The organism is Nocardia sputorum, assembly GCF_027924405.1.
In the GTDB taxonomy this organism is placed as follows: Bacteria; Actinomycetota; Actinomycetes; order Mycobacteriales; family Mycobacteriaceae; genus Nocardia; species Nocardia sputorum.
The window spans coordinates 5,047,229-5,069,004 of record NZ_AP026978.1 but is presented as its reverse complement, the minus strand read 5'-3'; the positions used below and the strand labels follow the sequence as shown (position 1 = coordinate 5,069,004).

Annotated in this window: 22 protein-coding genes and 1 pseudogene; 15 read left to right on the top strand and 8 right to left on the bottom strand. The window is 70.7% G+C overall.

Annotated elements, in window-relative coordinates; translation table 11 throughout:
• The first annotated feature begins 11 nt into the window (after positions 1-11).
• From QMG86_RS22900 to QMG86_RS22875, 6 genes are all read left to right on the top strand, one after another.
• Positions 12-926 carry an ACP S-malonyltransferase gene (locus QMG86_RS22900; protein WP_281874732.1) on the top strand — a complete coding sequence of 305 codons (915 nt, stop codon included), beginning with the start codon at positions 12-14 and terminating at the stop codon, positions 924-926.
• 120 nt (positions 927-1,046) lie between these two features.
• Positions 1,047-1,349, top strand: coding sequence for a meromycolate extension acyl carrier protein AcpM (gene acpM, locus QMG86_RS22895; RefSeq protein WP_039796877.1), 303 nt, complete (start codon positions 1,047-1,049; stop codon positions 1,347-1,349).
• A gap of 10 nt (positions 1,350-1,359) precedes the next feature.
• Positions 1,360-2,610 carry a KasA/KasB family beta-ketoacyl-ACP synthase gene (locus tag QMG86_RS22890; protein WP_159840133.1) on the top strand — a complete coding sequence of 417 codons (1,251 nt, stop codon included), beginning with the start codon at positions 1,360-1,362 and terminating at the stop codon, positions 2,608-2,610.
• Positions 2,611-2,733: 123 nt separating this feature from the next.
• Positions 2,734-4,167, top strand: a complete 1,434-nt coding sequence (locus QMG86_RS22885; protein WP_281874731.1) for an acyl-CoA carboxylase subunit beta — start codon at positions 2,734-2,736, stop codon at positions 4,165-4,167.
• A gap of 190 nt (positions 4,168-4,357) precedes the next feature.
• Complete coding sequence (locus QMG86_RS22880; RefSeq protein ID WP_281874730.1) at positions 4,358-4,840, top strand: winged helix-turn-helix transcriptional regulator; 483 nt, start codon at positions 4,358-4,360, stop codon at positions 4,838-4,840.
• A 243-nt stretch (positions 4,841-5,083) separates the two neighbouring features.
• Positions 5,084-5,839 carry an SDR family oxidoreductase gene (locus QMG86_RS22875; RefSeq protein ID WP_281874729.1) on the top strand — a complete coding sequence of 252 codons (756 nt, stop codon included), beginning with the start codon at positions 5,084-5,086 and terminating at the stop codon, positions 5,837-5,839.
• Between the two features lie 86 nt (positions 5,840-5,925).
• Here QMG86_RS22875 and QMG86_RS22870 read toward each other — a convergent pair whose 3' ends face one another.
• The gene (locus tag QMG86_RS22870) at positions 5,926-6,612 is read right to left on the bottom strand and encodes a nitroreductase (RefSeq protein ID WP_281874728.1); all 687 of its coding nucleotides are present in this window, start codon (positions 6,610-6,612) and stop codon (positions 5,926-5,928) included.
• A gap of 172 nt (positions 6,613-6,784) precedes the next feature.
• Here QMG86_RS22870 and QMG86_RS22865 point away from each other — a divergent pair, with 172 nt between their 5' ends.
• Positions 6,785-8,734 (top strand): Eco57I restriction-modification methylase domain-containing protein, encoded by a 1,950-nt coding sequence (locus QMG86_RS22865; RefSeq protein ID WP_281874727.1) that lies wholly within the window; start codon positions 6,785-6,787, stop codon positions 8,732-8,734.
• Here the strand turns inward: QMG86_RS22865 and QMG86_RS22860 are convergent.
• Positions 8,663-9,058: pseudogene (locus tag QMG86_RS22860) on the bottom strand (TetR/AcrR family transcriptional regulator); the annotation flags it as partial. The gene QMG86_RS22865 and the pseudogene QMG86_RS22860 overlap by 72 nt on opposite strands.
• 342 nt (positions 9,059-9,400) lie before the next feature.
• Between QMG86_RS22860 and QMG86_RS22855 the strand changes: the two are divergent.
• Positions 9,401-10,213: an SDR family NAD(P)-dependent oxidoreductase gene (locus QMG86_RS22855; RefSeq protein WP_281874726.1), complete on the top strand. Its 813-nt coding sequence runs from the start codon at positions 9,401-9,403 to the stop codon at positions 10,211-10,213.
• A 128-nt stretch (positions 10,214-10,341) separates the two neighbouring features.
• Entirely contained in the window at positions 10,342-11,334 is a 993-nt protein-coding gene (locus QMG86_RS22850; protein WP_281874725.1) for a GAF domain-containing protein, read from the top strand.
• A gap of 27 nt (positions 11,335-11,361) precedes the next feature.
• On the opposite strand, the gene QMG86_RS22845 is transcribed toward QMG86_RS22850, so the two are convergent.
• The 3 genes from QMG86_RS22845 to QMG86_RS22835 form a co-directional block, all read right to left on the bottom strand.
• Positions 11,362-11,547 (bottom strand): hypothetical protein, encoded by a 186-nt coding sequence (locus tag QMG86_RS22845; protein WP_039803648.1) that lies wholly within the window; start codon positions 11,545-11,547, stop codon positions 11,362-11,364.
• A 167-nt stretch (positions 11,548-11,714) separates the two neighbouring features.
• Positions 11,715-12,230, bottom strand: a complete 516-nt coding sequence (locus tag QMG86_RS22840; protein WP_281874723.1) for a gamma carbonic anhydrase family protein — start codon at positions 12,228-12,230, stop codon at positions 11,715-11,717.
• Positions 12,231-12,292: 62 nt separating this feature from the next.
• Entirely contained in the window at positions 12,293-13,240 is a 948-nt protein-coding gene (locus tag QMG86_RS22835) for a GlxA family transcriptional regulator (protein WP_281874722.1), read from the bottom strand.
• A 71-nt stretch (positions 13,241-13,311) separates the two neighbouring features.
• Here QMG86_RS22835 and QMG86_RS22830 point away from each other — a divergent pair, with 71 nt between their 5' ends.
• On the top strand, positions 13,312-14,079 hold the full coding sequence (locus QMG86_RS22830) for an MBL fold metallo-hydrolase (protein WP_281874721.1): 768 nt from the start codon (positions 13,312-13,314) through the stop codon (positions 14,077-14,079).
• A gap of 129 nt (positions 14,080-14,208) precedes the next feature.
• Positions 14,209-15,318 (top strand): alanine dehydrogenase, encoded by a 1,110-nt coding sequence (gene ald / locus QMG86_RS22825; protein ID WP_281874720.1) that lies wholly within the window; start codon positions 14,209-14,211, stop codon positions 15,316-15,318.
• On the opposite strand, the gene sigJ is transcribed toward ald, so the two are convergent.
• The gene (gene sigJ, locus QMG86_RS22820; protein ID WP_159840242.1) at positions 15,319-16,278 is read right to left on the bottom strand and encodes an RNA polymerase sigma factor SigJ; all 960 of its coding nucleotides are present in this window, start codon (positions 16,276-16,278) and stop codon (positions 15,319-15,321) included.
• 147 nt (positions 16,279-16,425) lie between these two features.
• On the opposite strand from sigJ, the gene QMG86_RS22815 reads away from it, so the two are divergent.
• Together QMG86_RS22815 and QMG86_RS22810 are read left to right on the top strand one after the other, a co-directional pair.
• Complete coding sequence (locus tag QMG86_RS22815; protein WP_281874719.1) at positions 16,426-17,343, top strand: cobalamin biosynthesis protein; 918 nt, start codon at positions 16,426-16,428, stop codon at positions 17,341-17,343.
• A gap of 258 nt (positions 17,344-17,601) precedes the next feature.
• Positions 17,602-18,000, top strand: coding sequence for a VOC family protein (locus QMG86_RS22810; RefSeq protein ID WP_281874718.1), 399 nt, complete (start codon positions 17,602-17,604; stop codon positions 17,998-18,000).
• Positions 18,001-18,026: 26 nt separating this feature from the next.
• Here the strand turns inward: QMG86_RS22810 and QMG86_RS22805 are convergent, their stop codons facing one another.
• Positions 18,027-18,926: an SURF1 family cytochrome oxidase biogenesis protein gene (locus tag QMG86_RS22805; RefSeq protein WP_281874717.1), complete on the bottom strand. Its 900-nt coding sequence runs from the start codon at positions 18,924-18,926 to the stop codon at positions 18,027-18,029.
• Positions 18,926-19,447, bottom strand: a complete 522-nt coding sequence (locus QMG86_RS22800) for a low molecular weight protein-tyrosine-phosphatase (RefSeq protein WP_281874716.1) — start codon at positions 19,445-19,447, stop codon at positions 18,926-18,928. The genes QMG86_RS22805 and QMG86_RS22800 overlap by 1 nt, the downstream gene beginning before the upstream one ends.
• A 44-nt stretch (positions 19,448-19,491) precedes the next feature.
• Here QMG86_RS22800 and cobC point away from each other — a divergent pair, with 44 nt between their 5' ends.
• On the top strand, positions 19,492-20,556 hold the full coding sequence (cobC, locus tag QMG86_RS22795) for an Rv2231c family histidinol phosphate aminotransferase CobC (RefSeq protein ID WP_281874715.1): 1,065 nt from the start codon (positions 19,492-19,494) through the stop codon (positions 20,554-20,556).
• On the top strand, positions 20,553-21,674 hold the full coding sequence (locus tag QMG86_RS22790) for a Nif3-like dinuclear metal center hexameric protein (RefSeq protein ID WP_281874714.1): 1,122 nt from the start codon (positions 20,553-20,555) through the stop codon (positions 21,672-21,674). The genes cobC and QMG86_RS22790 overlap by 4 nt, the downstream gene beginning before the upstream one ends.
• Positions 21,675-21,776: the final 102 nt, after the last annotated feature.

The following is a 21,776-nucleotide window of genomic DNA, read 5'->3' as shown; positions in this document are numbered from 1 at the left end:
TTCTTAGAGGCGTGATCGCGTTGTTCGCCCCTGGACAGGGCTCTCAGACACCCGGCATGCTCGCGCCTTGGCTCGACCTTCCCGGCGCGAATGAGCGCCTGACGCTGTGGTCCAAGGCTTCCGGCCTGGACCTGGTCCGTCTCGGCACCACCGCGACGGCCGAGGAGATCACCGACACCGCTGTCACCCAGCCCCTGGTGGTCGCCGCGGCGCTGCTGGCGTTCGCGGAGATCTCGCCCGACGAGCTTCCCGCCGCTACCATCGTCGCCGGGCACTCGGTCGGTGAACTCGCCGCCGCCGCGGTCGCCGGAGTCATCTCCGCCGACGACGCGGTCCGGCTGGCCGCCATCCGCGGAGCGGAGATGGCCAAGGCGTGTGCACTGGAGCCGACCGGAATGTCCGCGGTGCTCGGCGGCGACGAGGCCGCCGTGCTCGAACGGCTCACCGAACTCGACCTCGTGCCGGCCAACCGCAACGCGGTGGGTCAGATCGTGGCCGCGGGTCGGTTGGACGCTCTCGCCGAACTCGCCGCGAACCCCCCGGAGAAGGCCAGGGTTCGGGCGCTGCCCGTCGCGGGCGCGTTCCACACGGCGTTCATGGCCCCGGCGCAGGATGCTGTGACCGATGCCATAACGAAGATCACGCCGAACGAGCCGACCAGGACCTTGCTCTCGAATTTCGACGGCAAGCCGGTCGCGTCCGGACAGGACGCGATCGATAAGCTCGCCGCGCAGGTCACCCGGCCCGTGCGCTGGGACCTGTGCACCGAGACCGTCCGGCAAGCCGGCGTCTCGGCGGTGGCGGAACTGCCGCCGGCGGGCACCCTCGTCGGCATCGCCAAGCGGGAACTGAAGGGCACGCCCACGCTGGCCCTGAAGACCCCGCAAGACCTCCCCGCGTTGGCTGAGCTGACCGTATCCGGCTAGCTTTCCTCCGCGACCATGCATGCAGATGCGAGGTCGTGACCGAGAGGCGGTAACTATTACCGCGCTCGATCCGAAAAAAACCAGTAGAGCCCTACAAAGTATCAAGAAGGGAGCCACGAAGTGGCCGCTCTGACCCAGGAACAAATCGTCGAGGAACTCGGCAAGATCATCGAAGAGGTAACCGGCATCGAGCCCTCCGAGGTGACGATCGAGAAGTCCTTCGTCGATGACCTGGACATCGACTCGCTGTCCATGGTCGAGATCGCGGTTCAGACCGAGGACAAGTACGGCGTCAAGATCCCCGACGAGGATCTGGCCAGCCTGAAGACGGTCGGCGACGCCGTCAACTACATCCAGAAGCTCGAAGCCGAGAACGCTGAGGCGGCGGCCGAGCTCAAGGCCAAGTTCGACAACGCCGAGTAGGGCCGAAACTGTGACCACTCCTTCCACCTTGAACGGGAACTTCCCCAACGTCGTCGTAACCAGCCTTGCGGCGACCACGTCGATCGCGGGTGACGTCGATGCGACGTGGAAGGGACTCCTCAACGGCGAGAGCGGCATCGACGTTCTCGAGGATTCCTTCGTCGAGGAATACGACCTTCCGGTCCGCATCGGCGGTCACCTGAAGGTCCGGCCCGACACTCTGCTGTCTCGTGTCGAATGCAGGCGCATGGCCTACGTCGAGCAGCTCGCGACCGTGCTCGGTCGCGAGGTCTGGCGGAACGCGGGCAGCCCGGAAGTCGACCCGGAGCGGCTGGGTGTGGCCATCGGCACCGGATTGGGCGGCGGTGACGCCCTCATCGATTCGGTGGACAAGCTGAAGAACGGCGGTTATCGCAAGATCTCGCCGTTGGCTGTGCAGATGGTCATGCCGAACGGCCCGTCGGCCGTTGTCGGCCTCGAACTGAAGGCCAGGGCAGGAGTGGTCACTCCGGTCTCGGCATGCTCGTCGGGCTCCGAGGCCATCGCCAACGCCTGGCGCATGATCGTCATGGGTGACGCCGACATCGTCGTCACCGGTGGCGTCGAAGGCTTCATCGACGCGGTGCCGATCGCGGCATTCACCATGATGCGCGCCATGAGCACCCGCAACGACGACCCGAAGGGCGCGTCGCGGCCGTTCGACAAGGATCGCGACGGCTTCGTCTTCGGCGAGGCGGGCGCTCTGATGGTCATCGAGACCGAAGAGCACGCGAAGGCCCGTGGCGCGACCATCCACGCGCGCCTGCTGGGCGCGGGCATCACCTCCGACGGCTTCCACCTCGTCGCCCCCGATCCCACGGGTGACGGTGCCGCGCGGGCGATGACCAGGGCGATGCAGTCCGCGGGTCTGACCAAGAAGGACATCACGCACATCAACGCGCACGCGACCGCGACGCCGATCGGCGACACCGCCGAGGCGAACGCGATCACCAAAGCCGTGGGCACCCACGCCTCGGTGTACGCGCCCAAGTCGGCACTCGGCCACTCGATCGGCGCCGTCGGCGCACTGGAGTCCGTGCTGACCGTGCTCAGCATCCGCGACGGCATCGTGCCGCCGACGCTGAACCTGGAGAACCAGGACCCGGAGATCGACCTCGACGTGGTGAAGGGCGAAGCCCGCCGCCAGGAGATCGAGTACGCGATCAACAACTCCTTCGGATTCGGTGGGCACAACGTGGCGCTCGCCTTCGGTCGGGCGTAGCCGCGCGATCGACTGCACAACGATCCCGGCGGGGCCGGCCATCTGTAGTGGCTCGGCCCCGCCGTGTTTCGACATACGCAGCCGCGGCAGCGGCGCACTCATTGAGGTTGAGGAGACAACGCGATGACAATCATCGCTCCCGCGTTGCATCAGGAGACGGCGACCGACCCGCGTGATCCGCTCGGTCGACTCCAGCGCTTCTTCGATCCGGGCACCATTCTTCCGCTCCACCCGCGTGACAAGTCCGGCGTGCTCGCTGCCATCGGCGAGGTGGACGGCGTCCGCACCGTGGCCTACTGCTCCGACGCGACCGTCATGGGCGGCGCGATGGGAGTGGAGGGCTGCAAGCACATCGTCGACGCCATCGACACCGCCATCGACTCCGGTGTCCCCGTGGTCGGCCTGTGGCACTCCGGCGGCGCCCGCCTGGCCGAGGGCGTCGAGGCGCTGCACGCGGTCGGCCTGGTCTTCGAGGCCATGGTCCGCGCGTCCGGCCTGGTTCCGCAGATCTCCGTGGTGCTCGGCTTCGCAGCCGGTGGCGCCGCCTACGGTCCGGCGCTGACCGACATCGTCATCATGGCTCCGGAAGGCCGCGTCTTCGTGACCGGCCCGGACGTGGTGCGCAGCGTGACCGGCGAGCAGGTCGACATGGCCACCTTGGGCGGGCCGGAGACGCACGGCAAGAAGTCCGGCGTCACCCACATCGTCGCCGACGACGAAGCCGACGCCCTGCACCGCGCGCGCAGGCTGGTGTCGATGTTCGCCGAGCAGGGCGAGTTCGACCTGGTCGCGGCCGAGCACGGCGACGTGGATCTGAAAGCGATGCTGCCGGAATCGGCCAAGCGCGCCTACGACGTGAAGCCGATCATCCACGAGCTGCTCGACAACGTCGACGGTGAGTCGTCGTTCGAGGAACTGCAGGGCGGGTACGCCCGCAGCATCGTCACCGGTCTGGGCCGTCTCGGTGGCCGCACCGTCGGCGTGCTGGCGAACAACCCGATCCGCCTCGGCGGCTGCTTGAACTCCGAAAGCGCGGAGAAGGCGGCGCGTTTCGTGCGGCTGTGCGACGCGTTCGGCATTCCGCTGATCGTGATCACCGACGTGCCGGGTTATCTGCCCGGCGTGGGCCAGGAATGGGAAGGCGTCGTGCGGCGCGGCGCGAAACTGCTGCACGCGTTCGCCGAGGCGCGCGTTCCGCGCGTCACGCTGGTCACCCGCAAGATCTACGGTGGCGCCTACATCGCGATGAACGCCCGCTCGCTCGGTGCGACGGCGGTCTACGCGTGGCCCGGTTCCGAGGTGGCCGTCATGGGCGCCAAGGCCGCGGTCGGCATCCTGCACAAGAAGGCCCTCGCGGCCGCGCCGGAGGAGGAGCGCGAGGCGCTGCACGAGCGCCTCACCGCCGAACACGAGCGCATCGCGGGCGGTGTGGAGCGCGCCATGGCGATCGGCGTCGTCGACCAGGTCATCGACCCGGCGAAGACCCGCAGCATCATCGCCGCAGCGCTCGCCGCGGCTCCGGCTCGCGCCAGCCACCACAAGAACATTCCGCTCTGATCCACGCATCGAAGCGGGCCCCGGCACTGCCGGGGCCCGCTTCGCGTTTCCGGACTCCGCGCCAATGCCGCGTCCGCGAACGGGCGGTGCGAGCCCACTCGGTGGTTTCGTGCGATGTACTCGTCCGGGCAGGCGGCGGTCGTGAGGTTTCACGGGGCGGGGGCGGCTGGGTGGTCGGTAGCATCGGAAGGTGCGCTACGAAGAACTGGCCGATGTGCCGTGCTCGATCACGCGCCCACTCGTGATCTTCGGTGACCGCTGGACGCTGCTGATCCTCAAGTCGTGCTTCTCCGGTATCCGGCGGTTCAACGCTTTCCAGAGCGCACTGGGCATCTCGCGCAGCAGGTTGCAGGATCGGTTGGACCGGCTGATCGACAACGGCATCCTCGTCAAACAGAAGGCTGCCGTGGGTGCGCACGAGGAGTACCGCCTCACCCCGAAGGGCCACGACATCTACCCGATCCTGCTGGCCATCCGCGATTGGGGCGACACCTACATGGCGCCCGAAGGTCCGCCGGTGCGCTACGGCCACCGCGATTGCCCGGGCGAGGCGCACATCCGGCTCGAATGCGACTCGTGCGGAACCGAACTCACCGCGCGCGAGGTCATCCCCGAGCCGGGGCCGGGCCTGCTCGGCGCCGCCGGTGCGGAGGCCGCCGGTCGCACGCGCTGAGGCATGCTCGAAAGGACGATGCCGTCGGTGCTGGGGTGGCCGGAAGACGCGCGTCAGTGGCCTGTCCGCACGAGCGCGTCGAAGATCCGGGCGGTGGGTGACCCCGGTGTCGCGCAGTACACGATCATGCGTTGATCGGTGTCGGAGATGTGCAGCACTTGGCATGCTTGGCCCACGATCGCCGTCCGGGGGTGGTACAAATCGGTCCTCCCCGGCGGCAGCGGCGGATGACAGCCTCGTGGTGTGACGACAACCGCATTGATCACCGGCGCCAACAAAGGCATCGGATACGAAATCGCTCGGCAACTCGGCGCACGTGGCGCGACCGTCCTGGTCGGCGCCAGGGACGAAGCCCGCGGCGCCGCGGCCACCGAGAAGTTGAACGCCGAGGGCGCCGACGCGCACTTCGTGCGACTGGATGTCACCGACGCCGATTCGGTCGCGCGGGCGGCGGCCCGAATCGAGGAGGAGTTCGGGGAGCTCGACGTGCTCGTGAACAACGCGGGCATCGCCGGTCGCCTCGACGGGGATGGCAAACCGTCGTCCACCGCGCTGTCCACCTTGCGAAAGGTCTATGAGACCAACGTCTTCGGTGTCGTCGCGGTGACGAATGCGATGCTGCCGCTGCTGCGCCGGGCCGAGGCCGCTCGAATCGTCAACGTGTCCAGCGAGGTCGGATCACTGGCCTTGATGATGGATCCGGACGGGCCCATGTGGCCGATGGCCGCGATCGCATACCCGTCCTCGAAAACCGCGCTGACCATGGTGACCGCGATGTATGCCAAGGAGTTGTGGGATACCCCGATCAAGGTGAATGCCGCGAACCCCGGGTATTGTGCGACCGACTTCAACGGCCACAGCGGTTTTCGTACAGCCGCGCAGGGCGCCGAAGTCGCCGTGCGTCTCGCGACGCTGCCCGCCGACGGACCGAGCGGGCAGCTGTGGGGATACCGCTGGGGCGCTGCCGGGGACGACGAATACGGCGTGCTGCCCTGGTGACACGACCGCCGGGGCCAGGGGCCATCGTGCGTGCTCCGCCGCCACCGAGCAGTGTCGGGCGGTGGCGGAGCCCGCGGCCCGAGACCTCACTCGGCGAACCAAGTGGCGACTTCGTCCGGCTCCGCCCGTGTCGTGCGGAAACCGTTGACCGGGTGATCGGTGTCCGGGTAGCCGAAGGAGATTCCGCAGACCACCTTTCGGTGATCGGGAATGCCGAAATAGTCGCGGATGAAGGGGGAGTAGGAGGCCAGTGCGGCCTGCGGCGCCGCGCCGAGGCCGAGGCTCTGCGCGCCCAAGAGGAAACTGCCGATGTAGAGCCCGCAGTCCACCGCCCCGTAGACGCCCAGATCCGCTTCGCTGGTCACGATCGCGACGTGCGGCGCGTCGAAGAGTTCGAAATTCCGCACGGCCTGCCGCATGGTCTTCTCGTGATCGCCTTTTGCGATGCCGACGCTGTCGTACAGTTGCTTCCCGCATTCGCGCCTGCGCTCCCGGTACACGCCGGTGTATTGCGCGGGGAATTCGAAATCCGGTGCGGGGACAGCGGTCGCGATGTGCTCGATGAGGTTTTTGCGGAAGCGATCTGTTCCGGCGCCCTCCGTCACCACGACCTGCCAGGGCTGGGTGTTGCACCACGACGGCGTCCGCTGAGCCAGCCGCAGCAACGCGCGGATGGTGTCGCGCTCGACCGGCTCGGAACGGAACTGCCTGCAGGTCCACCGCTCGTCGAGCACGCGCGTCAGCGCCGCGAAGTCGTCGGTCGTCACGGTCATCCCCCGCCTCCTTTGGGAGTCTTATTTTGAGACCGAACGCTAGCATCGAACCCCTCGGCGCGAAAGCACTGGCCGCGGTGGTGCCGGGCGAGTCGATCGCGACGCGCGCGATCGCGCGATCCAGTTGCCCCGTTGCGGCGATCGGCGCGGCCGCAGCAGGCAGAATCCCGATATGGCGTCCGAAGCCCCCGCCGCGCGGGACCGCAAGCGGCACGGCAGGCATTACACACCACCCGTGCTGGCCCGGTTTCTCGCGCAACGGCTACTGCGCCATGTCGAGCCGTCGGACGCCGGCGTGCTGCGCGTGCTCGATCCCGCCTGCGGCGACGGTGAATTGCTGTTCGCCGTGCATCGCGAGGCCGCGACCCGGTTCCCCGGTGTCCGCTTGGTGCTGATCGGCTACGACCTGGACGCCCACGCGCTGGCGGTCGCCCGCGAGCGCGCCCGTGCGGCGGGGATCGCCGCGCACTGGCGCAGGGCCGATTTCCTCGCCGTCGAGGCGCGGCTCCCGGACGGCTCGTTCGACGCCGTGATCACCAACCCGCCGTATGTGCGTACCCAGCAGCTGGGCGGATCGACCGCGCGGTTGTTGAGCAAGCGGTTCGATCTGCGCGGGCGGATCGATCTGACCCACCCGTTCGTCGCGACGCTGCCCCGCCTGCTGACCGCGGGAGGTGTGCTGGGCCTGTTGTGCGCCAACCGATTCCTGACCACGAAGGCCGGTGCGAATATCCGGCGGTTGCTGCTGACCGACCTGGCTCCCGTCGAGCTGTACGACCTGGGGGACACCAAACTGTTCACCGCCGCCGTCCTCCCCGCGATCACCATCGCGCGCCGTTCCGAGCGCGACGACCGCTGCCGTTATGTCTCCGCCTACGAGGTCAGCGGCGCTGAACCCGGCGCCGGAACGCTGTTCGAGGCGCTGGTCGGCCAAGACGGCTCGATCGTCGCGTACAACGGCCGGACGTTCGTGGTCGAGGTCGGCACGCTCGTGACCGAATGCGGGCCCGTCGGCAGTTCCGGAGCCGGTAGGAGCCGCGGCGACAGCGCGATCGGCGCGGTGACGCGCGACGGGCCGCCGGAACTCGCCGCCGGACGAACGACCCGCCGCGGCGAGACGGAGGCGGCGTGGCGGATGTCGCACGAGGCGATCGATGCGTGGCTGGCGCGGATAGCGACGACGACCTGGCGCAGTTTCGGCGACCTCGCGCGCATCCGGGTCGGCATCAAGACGACCGCCGACCGCGTGTTCATCTCCGACCGCTGGGCGCAGGCCGACCCGTGCCCGGAGCCCGAACTGCTGCTCGATCTGATCACGCACCACGACCTCGCGCCGTGGCGGACTGCGCGCGCCCGCGACGTGCGCGTGCTCTACCCCTACGACCTGGCCAGTGCGCGTCGCACGCCGATCGATCTGGAGGAGTATCCCGGCGCCGCCGCGTATCTGCGTTCGCATCGGGAGACGCTGGCCGGGCGACGCTATGTCGCCGAGAGCGGTCGCGCCTGGTACGAGATCTGGGTTCCGCAGCGTCCGCATCTGTGGCGGGAGCCGAAACTGGTCTTCCCCGATATCAGCGACCGCCCCCGCTTCGCGCTGGACAGTTCGGGCGCGGTGGTCAACGGCGACTGCTATTGGATCTCGCTGCCCGATCTGGCCGGTGCGCCCGCCGAGGCGACGCGCCTCGCGTATCTGTTGATGGGCGTGGCCAATTCGGCGCTGGGGTTGCGGTTCTACGACGTGGTCTGTGGCAATCGGTTGTACTCGGGCCGGCGGCGCTGGATCACCCAGTACGTGTCGCGGCTGCCGGTGCCCGATCCCGCGGCCGCCCGGTCGGCGGACGTGATCGACCTGGTGCGGGAGTTCGTCGAGGGCCGGACGCCGGATCCGGCGGCGCGGGCCGAACTCGACGAGCGGGTGGCCGCCGCGTTCGGTGTCGGTTTACGCGTCGACCCGGACGCCGACCATCGGCAGCAGGGTGCGGCGGGCGAATTCGCGCGCCGCGTTCCGGTCGCTGACCGGGATCAGGCCGTCGGGGGTCAGGGCCAGCGACAGCGCCAGCCGGGCCATGATCTCGGCGACCAGATCGGCGTCGAAGTCGTGCGTGCCACCGGCATTCCGTAACTCGCGCAGCTTCTCGGCCAGATAGTCGCGGCCGACGGCGAGGATCGGCCCCGCCTCGGTGGTCAGCCGGGGCAGGATCAGGTCGGGCTCGGTCCGCAGGAGCCTGCGCAGCAGTTCGTTGCCCGCGATGGCGCCGATGAACGCCACGAAGATCTCGACCAGCTGATCGTCGTTTCCGGAGACGGTGTGCACCTGCTTCTCGATCGAGGCGACGAAGCGCTGTGCCTCCCGGACGCTGACCGCCTCGACGAGATCGTTTTTGGACTCGTAGCGCCGGTACAGCGTGGCCGGGCTGATTCCGGCGCGGCGGGCGATCTCGCCCATGCTGGTCCGCTTGATGCCGAAATCCAGGAAGGCCGACAGCGCGCTTTCCAGGAGCTTTTCGCCGTCGGCGACCGGCTTCTCGAGGATGCGCTGCAGCATGGGCGAGATGGTTGGCATCGGATCTCCAGTGGGTTCGGCGCGGTGGCCGGGCCGTGGCCGGTGGGCGCGGCCTCGCGACGGGTGCGGACGGGAACGTCCATTATTTCATTGGGCGGGCGCAGCGGGACCGGGCATTGCCCGACCGCACGATCCCGTCGAGCAGGTCGCGTGTCCAGATCCGACTGGCTAGCCTGTGGATGACGTCCGGCCGCTTCCTCGGCCGGTGCGGAAAGGGGTTGAACGGTGGGGTATTTCGCGGATCGCGTAGTGGCGGTCACCGGCGCGGGCGCGGGTATCGGCCGGGAATTGGCGGTGGCCCTGGCCGGTGCGGGGGCGTGGTTGGCACTGTCGGATAAATCGACGGAGGCCGTCGCCGAGACCGCGCGGTTGTGCGCCGCCGCGGGCCGGGAGCCCGCGGTGAGCACGGTGGACGTCACCGATCGCGCGGCCGTGTTCGCCTACGCGGAGCGCACCGTCGCACGGTACGGGCGGGTCGAGGCGCTGTTCAACAACGCGGGCATCCTGCACGTCGGCGGTGTGCTGGAGTCGCCGTTCAGCGATTTCGAAGAGGTCATGGCCGTCGACTTCTGGGGCGTGGTCAACGGAACCAAGGCGTTCCTGCCGCATCTGCTGGCCGCCGATCGCGCGCATGTGGTGAACATGTCCTCGGCCTTCGGGTTGGTGGCCGTGGCGCGGCACGCGCCGTACAACGCGGCGAAGTTCGCCGTGCGGGGCTTCACCGATTCGCTGCGCCAGGACATGCGCGCGGCGGGCGGGTCGGTGCGGGTCACCGGGGTGTATCCCGGCGGCGTGCTCACCGGGATCGCCCGGTCGGCGAGCCTCGCGCCGGGGGTCGACGCGGGGCAGGTGGTGCGCCGATTCGAAGGGCACGTGGCGCGGACCAGCCCGGCCGCCGCGGCGCGGACCATTCTGCGCGGCGCCGCGCGCGGCGAGGCGAAGGTGCTGGTCGGACTGGACGCCGTCGTTGTGGACCTGGTCACACGGATCGCCGGGTCCTGCCACGAGAAGGTGCTGGACATGGTATTCCGTTCCTGAGACCGCGCGCACGGATCCGCGGTCAGGGACGGGGATGTCGAAATGATAACTGGTAGAACGTATCTCACGTTATGGGGGTTGGTCGACGCTCCGCGCCGCGCCGGTGACGGCGCGCGGGGGCGTCAGCGGTGACGAAATGGATTCTCCTCGAATGTTTCTCGGGTTCTCCGGGACGAGTGATCGCGGTGGGGTCGGCGCCGAAATCGTTCGTGCCGCTGACCAATATCGTGCGCAATCCGGCGTCGCTGGCCGACGCCGAGTCCGCGATGCGGCAGGCGTGCGCCGCCGGCGTGCCGGTGGGGTGGGTCTCGGGTGACGGGCGGCGCACGGTGCGGGCCGAGCCGCTGCTGATCGCGCCGGGGAAGACGCATGCCGTGCGACTGTGGGTTGGCCCGCGGCAGGAGGCGGTCGCGGCGGCCGACCCGATGGGTGCCTGGCACTTCGACCTGACGACCAATCGTTCGGTGCGCAGCATCGACCTGCTGGACCTGTACGGCGTCGCGCCGCGAGACCGTGCCGCCGAGCTGGCCATCGCAGGCGCGTTCACCCGGCTGGTCACCAACCGCGACGAGAGCGAGGCGCTGGCCAAGATCGTCAACTCCGCGCCGGGCACCGAGCATCAGGCGGTCTGGACCATCCGGCGCGACGACGGCGCCCTGCGGGCGGGGCATTTCGCCTGCCGGATCGTGACCGAGTTCGATGACGCGGGCGAACGGCACGTGCTGCTGCGCGGCGTGACGCAGGACATCGGCGCGGCCACCGCGGTCTCCGCCGCCCCGCCGCCGACGATCCTGGAGTACGCGGTGCTGGAAGCCGCCACCGAACCCGGGGAGTACCGCGCGATCGTCAACCTGCGCTCGTTGCGGCTGATCCGGTGGATCGGTCAGCCCATGCCGGACATCGCCTGGGAGGATCTCCCGGGGCAGCCGAGGCCGCAGATTCATCCGGAGGACCTGGCGACCGCGAAGACCATGTCACGAGACCTGGCGCGGCATCGCACGGAAGGGACGGTGCGCCTGCGGCGACTGGACGGTGGTTGGCAACCGGTGCGGATACGGGCCGCGTTGATGGCGCTGGATCAGCACACCACGGCCGGACTCGCCACGGTCACCGCGGCATAGCCGGCCGCGGTGACCGTGGCGTCGAAGTCATTGGCGCGGCAGATCCAGCTCGGCCATTTCCTTCTCGATCGCATTCGCGGCGAAATCCACGCCGCGGGAACGCAACTCATGAACCCGGCGCTGGAGTGCCTCGACTCCCCCGGGCTGGGCCGCGATGTCGGCGACGCTGATCCGGCCCTTGGGCCCGTGCACACCCGACTGCACGTACGACACCGTGATACCTCCTGCCTGCACGCTCACCCACCCACCGACCCGGGTGGGTTCCCCACTGCGCTACAAGTCGCACGACAACCGTGTCGACAGGAGAGCCCGGGTCGCCGGGCACGCTGGCTGAATGCTATCAGCGAACCGTACTGGACCCTCGAGCGATGTGTCGTGTTTCACACCTCATTCGCCGTGCGATGTTGAGCTGTATTTGCTAGGTAGACAGACGCATTCAGGCGAATGCGATCTTGCTCCTCGGCGCGCAGCTCCCGGCGCACCTTGCCGGGCACGCCCGCCACGAGCGAGCCCGGCGGAATCTGCGCGCCTTCCGGGATCAGCGCGTTGGCCGCGATCAGGCTGCCCGGCCCGACGACGGCCCCGTTGAGGATGGTGGCGCCCATGCCGACCAGCACGTCGTCGCCGATCGTGCACCCGTGCAGGATCGCATTGTGTCCCACCGAGACCCCCGTGCCGACGGTGAGCGGGAAGCCCGGATCGGCGTGCAGCACGCAGCCGTCCTGGATATTGCTGCGCGCGCCGACCTCGATCGTCTCCAGGTCACCGCGCAGCACCGCGTTGTACCAGACGCTGACCTCGGCGCCGAGCCGCACCCGGCCGATCACCGTGGCGTTCGGCGCGATCCACGCGCTCTCCTCGATCTCCGGCGCATGTTCGCCCAGCTGAATCCGCATGGTCACGAACTTAGCCGCCCCGCTGTCCGGGCCGCCCACGGCCCGCGCGGCGGGATCTCCGGTCAGCTCTGCCCTTGGAAGCTGGCGCGGTGCGCGGCGGGGCTGGTGCCGAGGATGCGGTGGAAGTGGTGGCGCAGGCTCATCGCCGTGCCGAAGCCGGTGTCGACCGCGATGCGTTCCACGGTGTCGGTGGTGGACTCCAGCAGCAGCCGCGCCCGGTCGGTGCGCTGGAGCAGCAGCCACTGCTGGGGGCTGGTGCCGGTGCGATCGCGGAAGCGGCGGGTGAAGGTGCGCCGCGACATCAGCGCGACGCGGGCCCAGCCGTCCAGGTCGACCGGATCGCCGAGATGCGTCCGTGCCCAGACCATGGCCCGCTCGATCGGATCGTCGTCGGCGGCCTCGGGCACCGCGACGGGAATGTACTGCGCCTGTGAGCCGCTGCGGTGCGGAGCGGTGACCAGCGCCCTGGCCAGTTCGGTGGCCGCTTTGCTGCCTAGATCCCGGCGGACCAGGTGCAGGCAGCAGTCCAGCGCCGCGGCCACGCCCGCCGAGGTCACGACGTCGCCCAGATCCGACCACAGCGTGTCGGCGCGAACCCGGACCGCGGGGAACGCGCGGGCCAGCTCGGCGGCGGAGGCCCAGTGCGTGGTGACCTCCCGTCCGTCGGCCAGCCCGCTCGCCGCCACCGCCCACGAGCCCAGGCACAGGCCGACGATCCGGGCGCCGCCCGCGTGGGCGGTTCGCAGGGCGGCGCGCAGTTCGCCGGGCAACGGTTCGCCGGAACGCCAGCTCGGGATCACGACGGTGTCGGCGCGGGTCAGCGTCTCCAGGCCGTGCTGGACGTGGATGTCGAAGCCCGCCGGTGTGCGCAGGCTTCCGGGCTGTTGGGCGCACACGTCCACGCGATACGGCGCGGGCCCTTCGACGCCGACCCGGCCGAAGACCAGGCTGGGCACGGACAGATGAAACGGGCTGATCCCGTCGAACGCCAACACGGCCACGGTGCGCATGGCCCGATCTTAACGGTAAGCGGCTCTCGGGCCACTGTTGTCGCCGTTGCGGGCGGGACAAGATCAACGACATGAGCGACACGATCGAACGCACCGGCCTGGAAATCCTGCACGTCGGCGGTCCGACCCTGCGGTTCCGCTACGCGGGCCGCACCTGGCTGACCGACCCCACCTTCGACGAGCCGGGCGACTACCCAGGGCCCGTCACGTTGCACAAGCTCACCGGACCCGCGGTGTCGGCCGACGAGGTCGGCCCGGTGGACGTGGTGCTGCTCTCGCACGACGAACACGCCGACAACTTGGACGACTCCGGCCGGAAGCTGCTGACCACCGTGCCGACCGTGCTCTCCACGCCCGGCGCCGCCACCCGCATCGACGGTGTGCGCGGACTGGAGAACTGGGAGACCGTGACGGTGCACGGAGTGCGGGTGACCGGTGTGCCCGCCCTGCACGGACCGGAGGGGTGCGAGCCGTTCAGCGGGATCGTCACCGGGTTCGTGCTGCGCGCCGACGGGGAGCCGACGGTGTACGTCTCGGGTGACAACGCCTCCGTGGACGTGGTGCGGGAGATCACCGAACGGATCGGCCGCATCGACATCGCCGTGCTCAACGTCGGCGGCGCGAACGTCGGACGTTTCGGGGACACCGACGTCACCTTGAACGCGCGCACCGCGCTACAGGCGGCCGAAGTACTCGGCGACGCGGTGATCGTGCCGGTCCACTCCGATGGCTGGGCGCATTTCAGCGAGACGCTCGATTACCTGGGGCACGTTTTCCGTTTCGGCGGCCGCGCCGAGCAGTTGCGGATACCGCCGTTGGGTCGCCCGGCCACCGTGTGAGGCGGGCCGCCCGCGCTCAGCTGGGCAACGTGCCGAGAAACTCGCCCCGGCGCGGGGCGCGGGTGGTCGCGGTGCGCGCTCGGCGCGTCGATCGTGGCGCGGGCCCCGCCCCGGGGCGACGATGACGGTATGAGGATCGGAGTACCACAGGAGGTCAAGGAGCAGGAGTTCCGAGTGGCCCTGACTCCGGCGGGCGCCGGGGAACTGGCCGGGCAGGGACACGACGTGCTGGTGCAGGCGGGCGCGGGCGTCGGATCGGGCTTCCCCGACGCCGACTACGCCGCGGCGGGAGCCCGCCTGGTCCCGGACGCCGACCAGGTGTGGCGGGAAGCCGAGCTGGTGTTGAAGGTGAAGGAACCGATCGCACCGGAGTACCCGCGGATGCGCCGCGGGCAGGTGTTGTTCACCTTTCTGCACTTGGCGGCCTCGCGCGACTGCACCGACGCGGTGCTGCGCTCGGGTATCACCGCCATCGCCTACGAGATGGTCCGCGCCGCCGACGGGTCGCTGCCGTTGCTGGCCCCGATGAGCGAGATCGCGGGCAAGCTCGGCGCCCAGGTCGGCGCGTACCACCTGATGGCCCCGCTCGGCGGCGCGGGGCTGCTGCCCGGCGGCGTTCCGGGCGTGCGCCCGGCGGAAGTCGTGGTGCTCGGCGGCGGCGTCGCGGGGTCGAACGCGGCCGCGGTCGCCGTCGGCATGGGCGCGCGGGTCAGTGTGCTGGACACCAACCTGCATCGGTTGCGCGAGCTCGACGCTCGCTTCGACGGGCGGATCGCCACCGTCGCGTCGAACGCCGCCGAGATCCGGCGCGCGGTGCTGTCGGCCGATCTGGTGATCGGCGCGGTGCTGGTACCGGGGGCGCGTGCGCCGGAACTGGTTCCCGACGACCTCGTCGCCGGCATGCGTCCCGGTGCCGTGCTGGTCGACATCTCCATCGACCAAGGTGGCTGCTTCGCCTCCGCGCACCCGACGACGCACGCCAATCCCACCTTCCGGGTGGCCGATTCGCTGTTCTACTGCGTGGCCAATATGCCGGGAGCGGTGCCGCACACCTCGACGATCGCGCTCACCAACGCGACCCTGCCCTACGTGCGGGCGATCGCCGACCTCGGCTGGCAGGAGGCATGCGCCACACATCCCGATCTGGCGCACGGGCTGACCGCGGACGCCGGGCGGCTGCTGTCGGCGGAAGTGGCGGCCGCGCACGGGTATTCGCGGCCGCTCGGCGTCGCGGGCTGACTACTCCTGCTCGGTGCGGCCCTCGCCCATGAACCAGTCGGGCATACCGTCCGTGGGCAGGTCGCGCAGCTTGTCCGGGTTGCGGACCACGTCGATCGCGACGATGCGTCCGTCGTCGACGGTGAAGGAGAACACGCCGGTGTGGGTGCCGTCGAACACCACCAGGCCGGGCTGGCCGTTGACGAGCACCGCGCGACCCCAGCCACCGACCGCGGACGGCGAGTGGTACCAGCCGAGCAGCAGCTTGGCCACGAGTTCGGCGCCGCGCACGGGCTGCCGGATCGCGGGCACCTTGCCGCCGCCGTCGGCGGTGAGGCTGACGTTCGCGTCGAGCACACCCAGCAGGGCGCTGAGGTCGCCGGAACGCCAGGCCACCGAGAAGGCGGACACCACCTTCTTCTGCTCGTCCGGCGAGGCCGGGAAGCGCGGCGTGCCCTGCTCGACGTGCTTGCGGGCCCGTGAGGCGAGCTGGCGGACGGCGGCCGGGGTGCGGCCGACCACTTCGGCGACCTCGGGGCCGCTCATGCCGAAGACGTCCTGGAGCACGAACGCGGTGCGCTCGGCCGGGGACAAGGATTCGAGCACCACCAGCAGCGCGGTGGTGACCCGCTCGTCCTGCGTGATCCGGTCGGCGGGGTCGTCCCAGCTGGTCACCTCGGGCTCCGGCAGCCATTCGCCGACGTACTGCTCGCGGCGGACGCGGGCGGAGCCGAGGTGGTCGAGGGCCAGCCGGCCGGTGACGGTGGACAGCCAGGCGCGCAGGTTGTCGATCTCGCTCGCGGCGCCCGCCTCGTACTGGCGTTGCAATCGCAACCACGCCTCCTGCACGACGTCGTCGGCGTCGCTCAGACTGCCCAGCGTGCTGTAGGCGAGCCTGCGCAGATAGGGGCGGTGCTCCTCGAACCGCCGCGCCAGCTCGGCCTGGTCGAGGGACTCGGGGGAAGGCTGTTCGGAAGTCACTGCTGTTCGCCGTTCGTCGTTCGGGCCCCGCCGGGCGAGTCTATGGATGCGTCACCGGGTCGACGACGCAGGGGCACAGAGTGTGACACGGGGGCGGGCGGTCCGGGCCGCGCGCGCCGGTCGACGCGCGCCCGATACTGTCGCCGGGTGCAGAAGGGGACCTCCACCGCGCTCGGTTTGCTGCTCGGATTCGCGCTCGATCGAGTGTTCGGGGATCCGCGCCGGTGGCATCCGGTGGCCGGATTCGGCTCGGCGGTGGCGGCTTTGGAGTCGGTGACCTACGCCGACCGGCGCGCGGCGGGGTTGCTGCACGAGACGCTGGCCGTCGGCGCGGTGGTCGGGCTCGGGGCGGCCGTGCGGCGCGGCGGCGTGGCCGCGACCGCCGCCGCCACCTGGACCGTGCTGGGTGGACGCAGTCTGGCCCGGACCGGTCGCGCGATGGCCGACCGGTTGGCCGGTGGCGACCTCGACGGCGCTCGCGCGCTCCTGCCTTCTCTCTGTGGCCGCGATCCGCAGGCGCTGGACGCGGACGGGCTCGCTCGCGCGGCACTGGAGTCCATCGCCGAGAACACCTCCGACGCGTCCGTCGCGCCGGTGGTGTGGGGAGCGGTGGCGGGCATCCCGGGTCTGCTCGGGTATCGCGCGGTCAACACGCTGGACGCGATGATCGGCTACCGCAACGAGCGCTACCGGCGTTTCGGCTGGGCCGCCGCCCGCGTCGACGACGCGGCCAACCTGATCCCGGCGCGGATCACCGGTTTGCTCACCGCCGCCCTCGCCCCCTTGATCGGTGGCGGGCCCGCTGCCGCCCTGGCCGCATGGCGGCGGGACGCGGCCGGCCATCCCAGCCCCAACGCGGGGGTGGTGGAAGCGTCGATGGCCGGGGCGCTCGGCGTCCGGCTGGGTGGCCGTACCGAGTACCCGCACGGTGTCGAGATGCGCCCGATCCTCGGGGACGGCCCGGCTCCCACGGTGCACGACCTGCGCCGCGCGGTCCGTCTTTCCGAAGCAGTGCAGCTTGCCGCCACGCTGCTCGCCGCCGCCGTCGCCTTGACCAGGCGCTGAGTGGTCCGACCGGGCCGCCGCCGCGCTCCAGCGGGAATGCGCACCGCGCATACGGCGGGCCCGGTCGCGCGACCGCACGACACACGCTCCCAACGCGCTGTCGGTTCGCTCGCCGGTCGTCCGCGGAGACAGCCCGCCCATGCCGCGCGGCACGCCGTAGACATGGCACGCGGGTAGAGCACCTGGACGGCTCCCAGGGACCGGCGCGAGTGCCGTCGGCCTCGCAAGCCCGCGTGCTGATCCGGATAGGCTTCCGCGATGCGGATCGGACTGATGACCATCGTCGTGGCGGAGTACGACCCCGCGATCGCCTTCTTTGTCGATTCACTGGGATTCGAGCTGGTCGAGGACTCGGCGGCGCTCACCGACGACGGTCGCGCGAAACGGTGGGTGGTGGTGCGCCCGCCCGGCGCCGAATCGGGCATCCTGCTCGCCCGGGCCGACGGTGCGGCGCAAACCGCGGTGATCGGGCAGCAGGTCGCGGGCCGGGTCGGCTTCTTCTTACAGGTCGAGGACTTCCACTCGGCGTACGACCGGATGGTCGCGCGCGGCGTCGAGTTCGTGCGCGCGCCCCGCGACGAGCCGTACGGGCGGGTGGCGGTCTTCCTCGACATCGCGGGTAACCGGTGGGACCTACTGGGGCCGAATCGGTCCTGACTCGACGAACGCCGAATCGGGGGTGCTCACCCGCGGCCGCGGCCGTAGCGGTCGGCGAGGCGGGCTTCCGTGGTCGGCGCGGCGGGTGCGGGCGGAGTGGTCGAGGAAACCGGCTCGGATCGCGGCCGTTCGGTGGGGGAGGGCGCGCCTACCGGCTCGGCGGCGGAGCCTTTCTCCTTCCGTCGTTCGCGGATCTCCGCGTAGACGAAGTAGCCGAGGCCGAGCGGAGCCATGATGCCGAAGGCCAGCCATTGCAGGCCGTAGGACAGGTAGGGGCCCGCGTCCAGCTGGGGGAGCGGAGTCGGGGTGAACGCGCCCGGTTGGCTCTCGCTCAGCTGCAGGTAGCCGCCGCGTTCGCCGCCGGTGGGAACGGCGGTGAGGGGTTGTCGCAGAACCGTCGATTCCTGGGCGGTGTCGATGGAGTACACCTGGCGATAGCCGTCCTGGACGCTCGGGTCCTTGCCGGGCGTGACGCCCTCGGACATCCGGACCCTGGCCTCGATGCGCTGCGGTCCCGCGGGCGGCTCGGGGACCTGGGGCGGGCGGGTGCCGTCGACCGCCGACACCAGTCCGCGGTCGACGAGCAGCACGCGGCCGTCGTCCAGCCGGAACGTCGCGAGCACCGCGTACCCGGGAGCGCCGTCGAGGTGGCGCAGCCGCACCAGCACCGTGGAGTCCGGCAGGTAGCTGCCGGAGGCGGTGACGCGCCGCCACTCGGTGTGCTCGCCGGTTCCGGAGAGCACGGTGGTGACGTCCACGGGCTCGGCCTTCACCGAGTCGGCGATCAACTGGTTGCGGTGCGAGGTGGCCGTGTTCTTGCCGAGCTGCCACGGCGCGAGCACGGTGAAGCACAGGTAGGCGAACGCGGCGACCAGCACCGCCAGGATCAGCCAGCTGGGGCGCAGCAGGAAGGCGAGCCTGCGCATCAGGATCGCTCGTCGGAGACGAGGCGCGGATCGGGCGGTTCGGCGGCGGCCAATTCGGCGCGCACCCAGTCGAGCAGGCCGGGCACGGCGGCCTCGATCTGCGCGCGCACGAGTTCGAAGTCCGTCGCGTCGCCGTAGTAGGGGTCGGCCACGTCTTGGCCGTCGGCGTCGGGGTCGAAGGCACGCAGCAACCGCAGTCGCTCGGCCGGGATGCCGAGCCGGGCCAGGTCGCGCTGGTGCGAGCGGTCCAAGGCGATCACCAGATCCGCGTCGCTGTGCTCGGCCCCGAACACGGCGGCGACGTGGCCGGTCGGGTATCCGTACTTGCGCAGGGTCGCGCAGGTCCGCGGGTCGGCGTCGTCGCCGACGTGCCACGACCCGGTGCCCGCGCTGCTCACCCGCACCCGGTTGGCGAGCCCGGCCCGGTAGAGGTGCGAGGCGAAGATCTTTTCCGCCATCGGAGAGCGGCAGATGTTGCCGGTACAGACGAACGAGACGTGCAGCTGACCCACGCCTGCCATTCTGGCCGGTCCCGCTCCCGCAGCGCCACGTAGGGTGTGATCTCGTGGCCGAGGACACCGTCGATCGCGCGAAACTGCGTCACCACGGCGACGTGGACGCGCGCCCGGGCATGCTCGATTTCGCGGTGAACGTCCAAGGGACGGCGCCACCGAAGTGGCTGCGCCTGCGCCTGGCCGGGCGGCTGTCCGATCTGGGCCGCTATCCCAGCGCCGAGGACGCCGAGGCCGCGCGCCGGGCGGTCGCGGCCCGGCACGGCCGTGTCCCGGATGAGGTGTTGCTGCTGGCAGGGGCGGCCGAAGGTTTCGCGCTGCTGCCCCGTCTCGCGCCACGTTCGGCCGCGGTGCTGCACCCGTCGTTCACCGAGCCGGAACTCGTGTTGCGGGAGGCCGGCGTCCCCGTCACCCGGGTCGTTCTGGAATCGCCCTACCGCCTGGATCCCGGCGCGGTGCCCCCCGAAGCCGACCTGGTGGTGCTCGGCAACCCGACCAACCCGACCTCGGTGCTGCACCCGGCCGACACGATCCGCGCCCTGCGCAGGCCGGGCCGCGTCATCGTGGTCGACGAAGCCTTCGCCGACGCGGTCGCGGGCGAGCCGGAATCCCTCGCCGCCGACCCCGCGCCCGACCTGCTCGTTCTGCGCAGCCTCACCAAGACCTGGGCGCTGGCGGGCCTGCGCTGCGGCTATTTCCTGGGAGCACCGGACGTTCTCGCGCGCCTCGGCGCAGGGCGGCCGCACTGGGCGCTGGGCACGCTGCAACTGGAGGCGATCACCGCCACCGCGAGCCCGGCGGCCGTGACCGAGTCCGAGCGCTGCGCGCGCACGCTCGCCGTGCATCGCGCCGCGATGATCGAGCGCCTGACCGGCCTCGGCATCGCCGTCCACACTCCGGCCGAGGGGCCGTTCCTGCTCCTGCGCGTCCCGGACGGCGAACTGCTGCGCAAGCACTTGGCCGCGGCGGGAATCGCGGTCCGGCGCGCGGACACCTTCCCCGGCCTCGGCCCGGACCATCTGCGCGTCGCGGTCCGCGGTGCGGCGGAGGTCGATTTGCTGGTGGAGGCGATCCGGTCGGCAGATGTCGGGATCGAAGCAAAGGAAGGTGGACGATGACCACGCTCGCGGATCTCATCGGGGTGCTCGACGCGGCCTACCCGCCCACGCTGGCCGAGCCGTGGGACTCGGTCGGCCTGGTCTGTGGTGACCCGGCCGAGGAGCTGACCCGGGTGCTGTTCGCCGTCGACGCGACCGCCGCGGTCGTCGAGGAGGCGATCGACTGGCGCGCGCAGGCCCTGGTGGTGCACCACCCGCTGCTGCTGCGCGGCGTCGACACCGTCGCGGCGAGCACGCCGAAAGGCGCACTGGTGCATCGGCTGATCCGTTCCGGTTGCGCGCTGTTCACCGCGCACACCAACGCCGACTCCGCCGCCCCGGGTGTCTCCGACGCACTCGCGGCCGCCCTCGGACTGACGGTCACCGGCCCGCTGGATGCGAAACCCGAATCGGCTGTGGACAACTGGGTGATACAAGTGCCGAGCACGCACACCGACGCGGTGCTCGCCGCGCTCTTCGCCGCGGGTGCGGGCCGACGAGTGGACCACTGCGACTGCGCGGTGCTGGTACCGGCCAAGGCGCAGTCCCGCCCGACGACCGAAGGCTCGCCCGTGCAAGAGACCTTGGGCGAACTCCAGTACGCCGAGGAGGAGCGGGTGGAGGTCGCCGCCCCCTCGTCGGCCCGTTCCGCCGTGCTCGCCGCGCTGCGCGCCGCGCATCCCGGCGAGGACCCGGTCTACCACATCGGTGAACGCGCCCAGCTGCCGTCGTCTCTGGGCCTCGGCCGGGTCGGCACCCTGCCGGAACCGGAATCGTTGCGCGCCTTCACCGATCGCGTGGCGCGCGCGCTTCCGCCCACGGCATGGGGCGTGCGCGCCGCTGGTGACCCGGACCGCTCCGTCTACACCGTCGCCGTCTGCGGCGGCGCGGGCGACTCCTACCTGAGCCGGGCCACCGCGCTCGGCGTCGACGTGTACGTCACGTCCGATCTGCGCCACCATCCGGTCGACGAGCACCTGCGCAAGGGCGGTCCCGCGTTGGTCGACGCCGCGCACTGGGCCACCGAATTCCCTTGGTGCGCGCAGGCCGAAGCGGTCGTGCGCAGCGCCCTGCCCGGCCTGGAGACCAGGGTGTCCACGTTGCGCACCGACCCGTGGACGGTGCGCGGCACCGGCTGAGCGCCCGAAACCGTTGGCGCGCCGACGGAGTGGTAGCGGCGTGTCGGGGCGTGTCCGCGCCGAGCCGGGACGGGTTGGGCGGATTGCGTGAATCGAGTAGTT